Raw genomic sequence first — 12,557 nt, 5'->3', positions numbered from 1 at the left:
ATCATTAAATCGCTTGCAGAATGCCGCTTATCTTGGACACCGCGGTCTCAAGAGGGGCGCGGTTGTCACTGGGAACCGAGGCTTCGATTCTCCGGTAGGTGGCGAGGGCCTGACCGACGACCTGGTCCATATTGTAGTAGCGGTAGGTAGCCAGCCTGCCGACGAACCAGACGTCTTCCGTGGTACGCGCCAGGGCCTCGTACCTCCGATAGCGATCGGCGTTCTCCGCCGTCGGTACGGGGTAATAGGGGTCGCCGTCCGCCGTTGGGTATTCAAAGGTCAAACTGGTCCAGGGATGCTGCTGACCCGTTAGGTGCTTGTACTCAGTGACGCGCGTGTAGTCGTGCTCCATCGGGTAGTTCACGACGGCCACCGGCTGGTGCCATTCCTTTTGCAGCGTCTTGTGCTCGAAGCGCAGCGAGCGATAGGGCAGCCGGCCGTAGCAGTAGCCGAAATACTCGTCGACCGGTCCCGTGAAGATCAGCCGCTTGTAGGCGAACTCTTCGCGCATCTGCGAATAGTCGGTCTTGAGCATGACCTGGATGTTCGGGTGATGAAGCATGCGCTCGAACATGCGAGTATAGCCGGCGGCAGGCATGTACTGAAGCTTGTCAGTGAAATAGCGGTCGTCGCGATTGGTCCGGGTCGGCACGCGCGCGGTCACCGACTTGTCCAGTTCCGAGGGGTCGACGCCCCATTGCTTGCGGGTATAACCGCGGAAGAATTTCTCGTAGAGCTCACGCCCGACACGACTCACCACCACGTCTTCGGACGATCTGATTTCCTTGACCGGCTCGGCGCGCGCAGCGAACCACTCCTCGAGCTGCTCCGGCGTCAGATCCAGCCCGTACAGTGTGTTGATCGTTTCGAGATTGATCGGGACCGGCACCAGCTTCTTGTCGACTTCGGCCAGGACCCTGTGCTCATACGGACGCCATTCGGTGAACTGCGAAAGATGATCGAAGACCTGCTCGGAGTTGGTGTGGAAGATGTGTGGTCCATATTTATGGATCAGCAGGCCGGCCTCATCGTAGCAGTCATAGGCATTGCCGCCGACATGCGGACGCCGGTCGACCACCAGGACCCGGTCTCCCCGCTGGGAGGCGAGGCGCTCGGCGAGCACACTCCCGGCAAAGCCGGCGCCGACAACCAGCCAATCAAACATAGCTGCTCTCCGACGCATGTATCGCTTGGGGACCGGACGTGCGCCGCTCTCGCGTCTCCGTGATAAGCGAAAGCATTTCCTGCCAGGTCGACCTCCAGGACATGCCCGACAGGTGTCGATCCACCTTTGGCAGCCACTCGTCCTTCGGGCGAGCCAGCAGATGTTCGGCACGCTCTATGAATTTCTCCGCAGTATCAGCGATTTCGACCAGGCCGAGCTGTCCGTACGGCCGGACAACATCCCGGACCGAGGTCGAAATCACCGGTACGCCGGCGGCGAGGAATTCCGGGGTCTTGGTCGGGCTGATGAACTGGGTCGACTCGTTCCTGGCGAACGGCATGATGCCGACGTCCCACCCGGACAGATAATGAGGAAGCTGGTTGTAATCCCTGCCGCCCAGCCAGTGAACGTTCGGCCGGCGCGGAAGGTCTGCCGGGTCGATCTTGACCACCGGGCCGATCATCACGAACTGCCAATCCGGCCGCAAGGCTGCCATGCGATCCACCAGGTCCAGATCCATGCGCTCGTCGATGACGCCGAAGAAACCAAGCCTGGGGCCGGGGATCCTGTCCTGATCGAGAGACGGCGTACCGGCAAGGCGGGCCTTGCCGAAATGAGCCTTGTCGATGCTGCTTGGAAATGGGTGGATGTTGCGATGACGATGCTGCTTGGCCTCATAAAGGCTCTGACCACCGGTGAAGACGACATCGGCGCGCCTGAGAAGTTCGCGCTCCAGCGCCATCATCCGGGGCGGCGCCGCGCGGAAGCTCGAAAGCTCATCCATGTTGTCGTAGACGCAAAGCTCAGCGGAAATGTGCCGGCTGAGAGGCAGGGCCATGGGCGTATAGTACCACAGCAGTGCTGGCGTTGCTTCGAGGCTTTCCACCAAGCCGTCAACCAGCTTGCGTTGCGCACGCGTGATCTGCGGTCCGTTGAGATGTCTGGGAATGTGCGGCATGACCACCGTCACCCCGTCAGTGCTCGTATAGCTTTTCTGGTAGGCAGTGGTTTCTTCCGTAAAAATCGGCTCTTCGAAGAAAAATACATCGTAGCATTGGCTTGCCTGGGTTAGAATGTGCTGCGGTCTTTGAAAAACGAAGTTCCATCTAAGGTGAGAGAAGCACAATAAGCTTCTGCGGATTTGTGGCAGCCTGTGGTTGTTTTTACGCTGAAGATCGATATCCATCTTGGTCCTTAGAAATATTATGAGAGGCGTTCAGTGCCAGCCAAACCTCGCCGTCGCGCGGATGTTCCGCACGATGTATTAAATGATGCTGGCAGTGATGTTGAATTATGGTTTGCAGCCGGCATACCGCGCCGGCAGCTCTATCTCCTGACGTGCTGAGGTGGTACTCACAGAGCGGCCCCGGCCGAACGTCCCATGCAGCCGTTCGCCCGTGTTCAGGCGAGGCATCGAGCCGTAAAACGTCCAGCGCCCATGAAACATGTTCGCTCAGTCCCTCCGGATGAACTCGCCGAACAATAGCAAGCGTTGCGGCGGCGGGTGTACTGCAGGCAGAGCGAGGGGCAGAGCCAACAATAAGGGTAGCAACCCAGCTGATCTGGACGCCAAGCAAACACGCGCAAGTGGCTGCAGTACACCGGCGTTGGAGCGCTGCCCTGAGATAATCCTGGCGCGACCGTCACGCCGGATGCAGACACTGCGGTGCTACCACTCCGGCACCGCGGAGGTTTGTGGATGGTTGCGTGCCGCGTCCGCGATTTCTGGAATGAACTTCGTGTCGTCGGGTCGTGTCCCATCGGGTGGTGTAGCTCGGCGGTTACGAAGCCACTCACGAGCGCGCCGTTAGTAGCGCTGTAGCGAGTGAGCGGCGTGTCGGTGGTCATCGGCGCTTTCCGGTAGAGTTTGGTTGTTGACACCAACCCCACTTCGGAAGGACCACCGATGACCGACGACATGATGAACCTGCGCACGCTCGTGGAGAAGACCCCGGATGCCGATCTGCTGCGGGAGATGATCGGCTTTGCCGCCGAGCGGCTGATGGAAATGGAGGTTGGGGCTGCCACCGGAGTGGCTATGGCGAGAAGAACCCGCTGCGGCTCGCCCAGCGCAATGGCTACCGCGACCGGGACTGGGAGACGCGGGCCGGCACGGTCGAGCTGCGCATCCCGAAGCTCAGGAAGGGAAGCTACCTCCCGGGTTTCCTCGAACGCGCCGCATGGCCGAGAAGGCGCTGACCGCCGTTATCCAGGAAGCTTATGTGCAAGGCATCTCGACCCGATCGGTTGACGACCTGGTCAAGGCCATGGGGATGAGCGGCATCTCCACGAGCCAGGTCTCGCGGCTGTGCGAGGAGATCGACGGCAAGGTGAAGGCCTTCCTCGAGCGGCCGATCGAGGGCGATGGTCGGAGCGCGTACGGAACGTCAATAAGGCTCCGGCTTTGGCGCGCACAATCACGAACCCTCGACCATTCCGACACATCGAAGCGCTGCCGGAGGAGGAACTTAGCGGCGAGGTTGCAGTTCGGCCCGGGGACCTGAAGTCCTGAGGCCTAAGTGAGCAGCAGAAAGACCATGCCCGTACGATCATCCGGCATTAAACTGGCTCCGTCGGACACCTGCCTGAGTTCCGCCGCCGCGTTGCTCCTGTTGTTTTCTATCAGTCTCGCCCAAAGCTGGGCAGCGCTTGCCGGGGGTCACGGACACCGCGCTCATCAACTGGGCAAGAGCGAAGACCCTTCTTGTCGAGCAACTCGACCGGGAGCCGCGATCGGTAGATGCCCAGTTCAATGAGCCGACCCTGATCAGTCGCGCCGTGACACCGGTCGTTGCGCCATCAGCCGACGAGCGCGCGCGGAATGCGGCGACTAGCGACTTATACGTGCAGATATATGGGCGGCCGTCGCTTAAGAGCTTCCTCTGGACGGGTGTCGAATCCGGCAATCCCTTGACCCGCGACGAAAGCTACCGCTGGGATTCCCTCGACGACCAAGGCCTCTTTGACCACGAGCGGCGGCGTGTCTTAGCTGCCCGTCTGCTTTATCTCGGGATCCTGAACGTCAGGCTTGGCCTCTCGAACCACTTGATTGATCCGGAGCGGGACGAGACCTGGCTGGCGCATGACGGGCTGATCGACGACCTCGACCGCGCCGGCCTGCGGGTCAGCCTCGACCTGCACCATTTCGGCATCGAGGATCGGTTCCGGGTCGCCGGACCGGACGGTCGCACCAAGGGCCGGGCCAGCTACTACCTCAATCAGGACTGGCCAGCCTATTTCGCCGCCTTCTCGCGGGCGGCGATCAATCGCTATGGCCCAAGGATCAAGGCAGTGACCTTGATCAACGAGCCGGAGACGACCATCGGCTTCAACAGCGAGATGTGGAACGGGGCATTTCCGCGTTGGCAAAGCCCGTTGCACACCACCTACTACATCGAGCGTGCCGTGCAGGTCGCCAAGGCCGCCGTGCTGGCGCGGCTTGCCATAGAGGAGGAACTGGCGCCAAGCAAACGGCGCATGCTTTACATCCACCCCGAGGCAGCGGTCTTCAAGCCAAGATGGGATGAGTTCAACCGGCACATACGCTTTTTCGGCAGCGACCTGATTCTTGGAGAGGACTGGCTGCTCGAAGCGGATTTCGAAAAGCTGGAGCTAATGACGCCCGCCGAGCACCTCGCGAAATGGAACGCGACCGCGCCCTCGTCGCGCACATCCCTGGATTGGGCCATCAAGCATTATCTCGACGGCAGCCCGGCGACCGGCCGGCCGCTGCCGGACAGCCTGCAGCGGGTCCTGCATATGCTGAAGGAAGTCCAGGACCTGCATCGAAAACTAAACAGGGAGTTCAAGGTAACGATGAAGAGGGACACCGTTTTCGGGGTCGACTATTACGCTCACAACGAGGACTTCGACACGAAAGGAAAACACCTCAGTGCCGAGCCCCAGAATTATGCCGGCGAGGTCAGTTCAGGCGCGCGCGCGGGCCTCGAGGCGGTGATCACCGACTACTACAATCGCCACCACCTGCCTATGATGGTCACCGAAACCGGAACGCCCTATTTCAACTATGGCGCGCGCTGGCACCAGGAGATGCTGCTAGAATGCGCTGCGGCGGCATCGGCTGGCGTCCCGTTGCTTGCTTACTCCATCTACCCGCTGCTCGATAGCTGGGGGTGGGAAACAGCCCTGTCGGTGTCCAGGCCGCAAACCCTCCTCAACCCCTCCGGCATTTTCACGCTGGCTCTTGAACCACGACCGTTTGCCGGGCGTCTCCTGAGATCGCTGAAGGCTGGTTTTCAACCCTGAGCGCAGCCCGGTGAGCCCCGAACGCACGCGCTATAATCTCATGGTGGCGCGCGGACAATGCCGGGGAGGGCGCCCGCATCCCTGGCAACGCCTCTCTCGGGGTTGGCTGTTCCGCGACGGGCGACGATGGTGAACCCGGTTCAACCCGTTCCTCGGCGATCAGCCTGGCGCCGCAACGCCTCGCCGGTATCCACCCGGCGTGCCAGTGCCCTGCCGAGGTGCTCGCCCTCCTGCTTGGCGCCCCTGTGAAAGGTCCGGCAATGGCTGGCCGTTCTCGTCGAGGAACAGCGCCACGTCGCCAAGCGCGAAGATGTCGGAACGGCCGATTACCTGCAGGTCGGATGCAACCTTCACCCGGCCGCCGCGGAGCCCGAAACCAAGCCGGGCCGCCAGCGGCGAAGCGGCCACTCCGCGGCCCAGAGCGTCAAGGCCACCGGGATGACCTTGCCGCCTACCGTGATCTTCTGTGCTTCGACCGCCTCGACGCGATTGCCGAGGGGCGACCTCGACGCAGAGCCTTTCCAGGCGCAGAATCCGCCAGCTGCAGACGGTCGCCGGCATCGGCGAGTATGATGCTTGTCTTCTCCGGCCGGATGTTACGGAAGTCGCGCGCCAGGGTGTGCCGGCTGAGTTCTGCGATCGAGCCCGCGAGTTCCACGCCGGTCGGGCCGCCTCCGATGATGGCGATCGTCATTAGCCGGGATTGCTCGACTGGATAGGTTATCCGTTCCGCAAGCTCGAACGACAGCAGCAATCGCGACCGGATCGTGCCGGCATCCTCGATGGTCTTCAAGCCCGGACAACCTGAGCCCAGCTGTCCTGGCCGACATAAAACGGCTGCGAACCGGTTGCCGGACCAGTATGTATAGGGAACCGTGGTTCCATCGGCCAGCACAAGCATCCCGCCCTCGGTGCCGATCTCAGCGACATCGCCGAAGAGGAACTGAACCGAGGGACAGCGGCCCAGTATCTTGCGGATTGGCTCGGCGATGTCAGGCGCCGACAGGGCGGCGGTTGCACCTGATAGAGCAAGGGCTGGAACAGGTGGTGATTGTGGCGGTCGATGATCGTCACCCAAGATCTCCGCCTTCCGAGCGCCTTGGCAACCTTCAGACCGGCAAAGCCACTGCCGACCACGACGATGCGCGAATTCAAGATTCGCCCATGCCTGCTCTTGGCGAGTTGCATGCTTGATGCTCCTGTCCGGTTCGAAAGTCATAGGCTGTCAGGTATGGCTCGCAGCGATCTGAAGTCAGGGCTCGCTCCGGCGGGATCGGTCCAGGCGAGGCATCCGGCAATAATTGGCGTCGTGCTGACGACTAGGGCGCCGCGCACGTAAAGGATCACCAACCCGCGCCACGAGACGCGGCCGACCGCCCAGACGGTGCCGCTGCCGTCGACCCATTTCAGACGGGCGTCGGCGACTTGAATGGCCCGCATCATCGTCGCTGGTTCCATGCCGCCCCGAAAGACGATGACCGAATTGGCGGCACCGTTGAAGAGCGGGCCGGCGCCCGCTGCCAACCCTGCAAGCAAGACGATGCTGGTAAGCGCTGCCGACGCGCCGCGTGCCGGTCCGCCGCGGTTGGGCAGCACCACCACCATAAGAAGGGGCACAATGCCGAAGATGACGAGCCACGCCATTCCCAGGCGAGCGGCATGTCGCTGTTCATCTTGATCCGATGCAGCCCTAGCAGCCAATGGAACAAAACGGCATCAAAAATATGCCAGACGCCGAACCCGACCAAGGCAACCCGCAGGATCTCAGTCGTGGTCCCAGGCCGCGCGCCGGCCGCCCTCGCGGCCACAAGCAGCACTGCGCCGGCCACCGCGAGCACATACATGAAAAGGTGAAAGAGGCCGTCGGCCATGATCTGGAAGCGCAGGTTGGAGCCCGCCGGGTCGGCGAGGCCCGAGAGAAGATGATGCCATTGCAGGATCTGATGCAGGACGATGCCGTCGAGAAACCCACCGAGCGCGAAGCCGAGCAGCAGCCACCCTGCTCGGATTCTCCGATCGAACGTCTCGGCAATCGCATCCATGTCAGGACCACTGCCTCCAGGCCGGGGTGGGCCGTCGCGTAGGCGTGGACTGGTCTAGCGTGGGGTCGTGGAGGCCGTGACGCGCCTCGATCGAGAAGGCGGATATCAGCCCACCAACCACCGTCGTCAGAACCATTGCCGCAGCAATTATCGCCAGCATGAATGCTGATCCTCCTCCGCAGGGTGATGCTGCGCTGAGCCAAACCATGGCTTCCGTTGAATGTTCCAGACGCAGGTCTGTGGGGGGAACATTCAACTGCCAGCACGGTTCGGGTGCTGGTTGACGGACGGCCCAAGCGGAGACGGTCATGAGTGAACATATCGCAACAGATCTGGGCAGTCGCGACGACCACAGGCCAAGCGGCATTACCCGGTGGCTGTTCTCGACCAACCACAAGGACATCGGTACACTCTATCTGATCTTCGCTTTCCTCGCGGGCGTCATCGGTATGCTTTTGTCGGTGAGCATGCGAATTGAGCTGCAGCAACCCGGGATCCAGTTTTTCCCCGGACTGGCGTCGATGATCTACGGCTATCAAGGCGACGAGGCCATCGATGCGGGCAAGCAACTCTATAACGTCTTCACGACGGCCCACGCGCTGATCATGATCTTCTACACCGTAATGCCCGCCCTGATCGGCGGCTTCGCCAACTGGTTTGTTCCGATCATGATCGGCGCCCCCGACATGGCGTTCCCACGTATGAACAACGTTTCGTTCTGGCTGCTGCCACCGGCATTCATGCTGCTTTTGTTGTCGATCTTCGTGCCCAGCGTGCCGGGCGGCTATGGCTCCGGGACCGGCTGGTTTCTCTACCCGCCACTGTCGACCTCCGGCCATCCCGGTCCCGCGGTCGATCTGGTTATCTTGTCGCTGCACATTGCGGGTGCCTCCTCTATACTGGGGGCTATCAATTTTATTACGACCATCTTCAACATGCGCGCGCCGGGGATGACGCTTCACAAGATGCCCCTGTTTGTGTGGTCGATCCTCATCACCGGCTTTCTGCTGCTGCTAGCTCTGCCGGTGTTGGCCGGCGCCATCACCATGCTCCTGACCGACCGCAATTTCGGAACCACGTTCTTCGCGCCGGACGGCGGAGGCGACCCGCTGCTTTACCAGCATCTCTTCTGGTTCTTCGGCCATCCGGAAGTGTACATCATGATCCTGCCCGCCTTCGGCATCGTAAGTCAGGTGATCTCGACTTTCTCGCGAAGGCCGATCTTCGGGTATCTCGGGATGGTATACGCAATCGTGGCGATCGGGGCGATCGGCTTCGTCGTCTGGGCACACCACATGTACACAAGCGGAATAGGCCTCGACACTCAGCGCTACTTCACCTTCGCGACAATGGTGATCGCAGTGCCTACCGGGATAAAAGTGTTCTCCTGGATCGCGACTATGTGGGGCGGTTCAGTCAGCCTGCGGACGCCGATGCTCTGGGCGCTCGGCTTCATATTCCTCTTTACTGTTGGCGGGGTGACGGGCGTCCAACTCGCAAATGCCGGCCTCGACCGTGAATTGCACGACACATATTTTGTCGTCGCGCATTTCCACTACATACTTTCACTCGGAGCGATCTTCGGCATATTCGCGGGCTGGTATTACTGGTTCCCGAAAATGACGGGATATCTGTACAACCCACTCGTAGCTGGAATCCATTTCTGGACGACCTTCGTCGGTGTCAACCTCGTCTTCTTCCCCCATCACTTCCTTGGCCTGGCGGGCATGCCGCGTCGCTATATCGACTATCCCGACGCATTCGCCGGCTGGAACATGATTTCATCGTACGGATCATATTTGTCGGCCGCGAGTGTCGTGGTTTTCCTCTTCGGCATCTTGGAGGCTTTCTCCCGGCGAAGGGCGGCCGGCATGAACCCATGGGGAGCAGGAGCCACCACATTGGAGTGGGAGTTGACCTCTCCACCCCCTTTCCATCAATGGGACAAGCTCCCGAGAATCGAATGATGGCGGCTGCCGCGCGCGACAGATGACGGGACGGTGCTGAGTTGGAAGGCGCGCCGCGCAGGCCGTGATCTTGAAGGGAGAACCTCCGCCTATCGGAAGCTGATCACGAGCACGGCGAAACAGCTGACGAGGGCTACCGCCCAGCAAAACAACCAGTTGGCGATCAGCAGAACCGATTTCAGCACGGTCGCGTGGCAGTAGTCTTCGATGATCGATTGCATGCCCAGCCGCATGTGGATGCAGTTGACCAAAATGAAGGCGATGAGGGCGGGTGCGACATAGATCGACCCGATGACACGCACGACGACATCTCGAGGCTCTCCGATCAGCCTGATAACGACCGCGACGATGTAAATGACCAGGATCAACAGTGCAGCAGATGTCAGCCGTTCCAGTATGAACGCTCCGGTTCCATGTTTAGCCGATCCAAGGCCCCGCACTCGAGCCAGCGGAGTTCTGATTGAGCGCCTGTCAGCCATATTGCTTCCCGCAAATCACTTGGTGCGTTGCGCATCACCCGAGCTGTTGCTGTCCAACGCCCGATGGGTGCATAGGTTGCAAGCACGCTCTCAAGTCCAGCGAGGCGGGCTTTATAGGCTGTTAGCTGATACCCTGAACGCCATCAAATGTTCCTGCGACTGCCAGCTTTCCACAACTCGCTTTCAAGCAGCGAGATGCTGAGGCGGACCCGCATCGGTCTGCTTGACCAGCGGGGCCTTCACCGGTTCGACTCTGCGCGGCTGTAGTTCCGTTGCAACGGTGGCGCTAAACACAGGAATTTCAGCGAAACTTGGAACGGGGGAGGGGCATCGCCTGATGCGGACGGGCAAAACGAAACCGGGGTCTAGCCCGGAACAAATCATCGACGATCCGGTTCGGCAGGGTCCGACGATACTCATTCCAAATGTCGGTCATGTTGGCAGACGAAGGGAAGCTAAAGATGTCGAAATCTCTCGACTGCGCCGTTCCGAACAAAGGCAAGATGGAAACCGGCCCGAAAACATCTCCGCAACAGGATCCGGTGGAAGGCTCGCGCGAGGCAATCGATCGCGAACTTGAGCGGACTGACGACGAAAACAATTCCGACGAAGCGGAACGCTTGCGCCGAGATCTGCGAAAAGAGGTGGCGGAAGAGACCGACTTGCCCGAACGCGGCTCGGCCTGAGGATCGCCGGAACCTTGCCAAGAGACATTGCGGGCTACCGTGCCCCGATGCTTCCGACGCACAGAACGGCCACTCGACGGTCATGATCACGGCCTAGCCTGTTCTATCAACGTAGGGTCGCCGAGACCAACCCCCTCTGGGACACGACCTGTCGCGGGTCGCATGCCGCCACGGTTTCGGCAACTCTGTCAGGCTGCGCCGGCCTCCCGGCCGCGCTGCGAGCGGGCAAGGTCTCGGGCTACTGCAGCGCCTCGGGGAAAGCCGCTGCGATCGCTGTAGTCGCGTGGCTTGGTTCCGTTGCGTGAGTGGCGCCCGGTCACGCCTTTCGCACCGATGATGTCGAGCAGTGCAAGACCGGCGACCATGGCAAGCGCAAGGCCCACATTGTCGCGCTTTGGGTTGTCATCCCGATACGCCGTCAGCAATGTCGCGATGTCCAGGCCGTCGCCAGCTACCCGACTCCACAACGCGGCCTGCTTGTCCACCGAAAGCGAGAGTATGCCGCTGCTTATTTCTCGCGCCCCATACGCGCGGATCAGCCCTTCCTTGCCGCTCATGCCGAGCGCGCCGGCAACCCGCTCGGCGCCAAGCAACTCGACGGCACCAAGCACGATGCTGAACCAGCCGAGCTTGCGGGCAAGGCCGTCGGAGGCGCCGACCACACTCGGCCCAGCCTTCAGCACTTTGGGATCGCCAGGCGATCGGGTGATGTTGGAAACTTTAGCAACCACGGTCATGACGATTTCCTACGGTTTCAGTACAACCTTGATGCAGCTGTCCTGCTTGTCGCGAAACACCTTGTACATTTCGGGTCCCTGCTCAAGCCCGACGGTATGGGTGATGACGAAGGACGGGTCGATCTGGCCATCTTCGATGCGGCGTAACAGATCCTCGGTCCAACGGTTGACATGGGTCTGCCCCATGCGGAACGTGAGCCCCTTGTTCATTGCCGGTCCCATCGGGATCTTGTCGACCAGGCCGCTGTAGACGCCGGGGATCGAGATCACGCCGGCCGGCCGGCAGACATAAATCATCTCACGCAGAACGTGCGGTCGATCATTTTCCATGAGCATCAACTGCTTTGCGCGATCGTAGAGGGTATCGGGCTGGGCCAGCGAGACGTGGCTTTCCATGCCGACGCAATCGATGCACTTCTCAGGACCCATACCGCCGGTGAGTTCCTGCAGCCGTTCAACGACACTTTCCTCGGCGAAATTGATGGCAATGGCGCCGCCTGCTGCGGCCATCGACAGCCGTTCCGGCAGGCAATCGATCGCCACCACCTGTTTCGCGCCGAGCAGCAGGGCGCTGCGTATCGCCATCTGCCCAACTGGGCCGCAGCCCCACACCGCAACGGTATCGGTGGGCTCTATTTCGCACTGAGCCGCGGCTTGCCATCCGGTGGGAAAGATGTCGCCGAGGAAGAGGACCTGCTCGTCGGTAAGGCTGTCGGGCACCTTCACGTGCGTGGCGTCGGCGAACGGCACCCGCATGTACTCCGCCTGTCCCCCGGGATAGCCGCCGGTCAGATGAGTGTATCCAAACAGACCCGCGGTGGTGTGCCCGAACACCTTGTCACCGAGATTTTTCTTACGGTTCGTGCGTTCGCAAACAGAAAAGTTCTGTCGCTTGCACTGGTCGCACTCACCGCAGATTATGGTGAACGGCACAACGATCCGGTCGCCTTTCTTCAGAGCGCCGTTGACTCCCTTCCCGACCTCCACGACCTCCCCCATCATCTCGTGGCCCATGATGTCGCCGGGCAGCATGGCCGGCACAAAGTTATGGTAGAGGTGAAGGTCGGAGCCGCAAATCGCACAACTCGTCACCCTGATGATGGCGTCACGCTCATCCACAATTTCCGGATCGGAAACCTGATCGCAGCGTATGTCTTCCTTGCCGTGCCAGACCAATGCCCGCATAGCTTGCTCCTCCGTCCGCAAGATCTGTGG

Annotated in this window: 11 protein-coding genes and 3 pseudogenes; 4 read left to right on the top strand and 10 right to left on the bottom strand. The window is 60.9% G+C overall.

Annotated features, from left to right (window positions below; translation table 11 throughout):
• Window positions 1–4: 4 nt before the first annotated feature.
• Both glf and LB571_RS04465 read right to left on the bottom strand, forming a co-directional pair.
• Complete coding sequence (gene glf, locus LB571_RS04470; RefSeq protein ID WP_224592506.1) at window positions 5–1,165, bottom strand: UDP-galactopyranose mutase; 1,161 nt, start codon at window positions 1,163–1,165, stop codon at window positions 5–7.
• A complete protein-coding gene (locus tag LB571_RS04465) occupies window positions 1,158–2,351 on the bottom strand; it encodes a glycosyltransferase family 1 protein (protein ID WP_224592504.1) in 1,194 nt (397 codons plus the stop codon). Before LB571_RS04465 ends, glf begins: the two co-directional genes overlap by 8 nt.
• Before the next feature lie 720 nt (window positions 2,352–3,071).
• Here LB571_RS04465 and LB571_RS04460 point away from each other — a divergent pair.
• Window positions 3,072–3,531, top strand: a pseudogene (locus LB571_RS04460) (transposase); the annotation flags it as partial.
• A 283-nt stretch (window positions 3,532–3,814) separates the two neighbouring features.
• Window positions 3,815–5,431 (top strand): hypothetical protein, encoded by a 1,617-nt coding sequence (locus LB571_RS04455; RefSeq protein ID WP_224592502.1) that lies wholly within the window; start codon window positions 3,815–3,817, stop codon window positions 5,429–5,431.
• 159 nt (window positions 5,432–5,590) lie between these two features.
• Here the strand turns inward: LB571_RS04455 and LB571_RS04450 are convergent, their stop codons facing one another.
• The 5 genes and pseudogenes from LB571_RS04450 to LB571_RS04430 all read right to left on the bottom strand — a co-directional run.
• Window positions 5,591–5,785, bottom strand: a complete 195-nt coding sequence (locus tag LB571_RS04450) for a hypothetical protein (RefSeq protein WP_224592500.1) — start codon at window positions 5,783–5,785, stop codon at window positions 5,591–5,593.
• Between the two features lie 97 nt (window positions 5,786–5,882).
• Window positions 5,883–6,509, bottom strand: a complete 627-nt coding sequence (locus LB571_RS04445) for a hypothetical protein (protein ID WP_224593058.1) — start codon at window positions 6,507–6,509, stop codon at window positions 5,883–5,885.
• 11 nt (window positions 6,510–6,520) lie between these two features.
• Window positions 6,521–6,619, bottom strand: a pseudogene (locus LB571_RS28945) (hypothetical protein); the annotation flags it as partial.
• Between the two features lie 27 nt (window positions 6,620–6,646).
• Window positions 6,647–7,075 (bottom strand): hypothetical protein, encoded by a 429-nt coding sequence (locus LB571_RS04435; protein ID WP_224593056.1) that lies wholly within the window; start codon window positions 7,073–7,075, stop codon window positions 6,647–6,649.
• Between the two features lie 53 nt (window positions 7,076–7,128).
• Window positions 7,129–7,473, bottom strand: a pseudogene (locus tag LB571_RS04430) (DUF2243 domain-containing protein); the annotation flags it as partial.
• A gap of 308 nt (window positions 7,474–7,781) precedes the next feature.
• Here LB571_RS04430 and ctaD point away from each other — a divergent pair.
• Window positions 7,782–9,440, top strand: coding sequence for a cytochrome c oxidase subunit I (gene ctaD, locus LB571_RS04425; RefSeq protein ID WP_224592499.1), 1,659 nt, complete (start codon window positions 7,782–7,784; stop codon window positions 9,438–9,440).
• Between the two features lie 89 nt (window positions 9,441–9,529).
• Here the strand turns inward: ctaD and sdhD are convergent, their stop codons facing one another.
• The gene (sdhD, locus tag LB571_RS04420) at window positions 9,530–9,919 is read right to left on the bottom strand and encodes a succinate dehydrogenase, hydrophobic membrane anchor protein (protein ID WP_224592495.1); all 390 of its coding nucleotides are present in this window, start codon (window positions 9,917–9,919) and stop codon (window positions 9,530–9,532) included.
• 461 nt (window positions 9,920–10,380) lie between these two features.
• Between sdhD and LB571_RS04415 the strand changes: the two genes are divergently transcribed.
• Entirely contained in the window at window positions 10,381–10,605 is a 225-nt protein-coding gene (locus LB571_RS04415) for a hypothetical protein (protein WP_224592493.1), read from the top strand.
• Window positions 10,606–10,793: 188 nt separating this feature from the next.
• Here LB571_RS04415 and LB571_RS04410 read toward each other — a convergent pair whose 3' ends face one another.
• A complete protein-coding gene (locus LB571_RS04410; protein ID WP_224592490.1) occupies window positions 10,794–11,342 on the bottom strand; it encodes a hypothetical protein in 549 nt (182 codons plus the stop codon).
• 9 nt (window positions 11,343–11,351) lie between these two features.
• Complete coding sequence (locus LB571_RS04405) at window positions 11,352–12,527, bottom strand: zinc-dependent alcohol dehydrogenase (RefSeq protein ID WP_224587813.1); 1,176 nt, start codon at window positions 12,525–12,527, stop codon at window positions 11,352–11,354.
• Window positions 12,528–12,557: the final 30 nt, after the last annotated feature.

Origin of the sequence: Mesorhizobium sp. BR1-1-4 (genome assembly GCF_020165375.1) — a bacterium.
Lineage (GTDB): Bacteria > Pseudomonadota > Alphaproteobacteria > Rhizobiales > Rhizobiaceae > Mesorhizobium > Mesorhizobium australicum.
The sequence above is the reverse complement of the archived record's forward strand: the minus strand, read 5'-3'. Positions and strand labels throughout refer to the sequence as shown.